Origin of the sequence: Bradyrhizobium sp. CCBAU 11357, from assembly GCF_028128865.1 — a bacterium.
Taxonomy (GTDB): domain Bacteria; phylum Pseudomonadota; class Alphaproteobacteria; order Rhizobiales; family Xanthobacteraceae; genus Bradyrhizobium.
On sequence record NZ_LBJW01000022.1, the window covers coordinates 1 to 320 of the forward strand.

Below are 320 nucleotides of genomic sequence, written 5' to 3' on the forward strand. Positions count from 1 at the left end.
CTGGTGATGGCGACCGTCGGTGCCGTCGTGTCGAGCGTGAAGCTCAGCGCGGCCGAGCCGGTGTTGCCAAAAGTGTCGGTCTGGCTCGCCACGATGGTGTGCAATCCGTCAGCCAGCCCGCTCGGCGTAAACGACCAGGCGCCTTGCGCATCGGTGGTCACCGTCGCCGCGATCGGGCTGCCGTCGACGGTGAAGTGCACCACGGTGTTGGCGAGGCCGGTGCCGCTCAGCGCCGGATTGGCGGTGATGTGGTCGGTGGCTGACGTGCCGGTGTCGGAGAGCAGGGCCTCGGTCACGGTCGGGCCGGTGGTGCTGAGCGT

Annotated in this window: 1 protein-coding gene; it reads right to left on the reverse strand. The window is 69.1% G+C overall.

Going from position 1 to position 320, the window contains the following annotated elements:
• On the reverse strand, positions 1-320 hold a 320-nt coding region (locus XI05_RS08880), incomplete at both ends, for an Ig-like domain-containing protein (protein WP_271500687.1).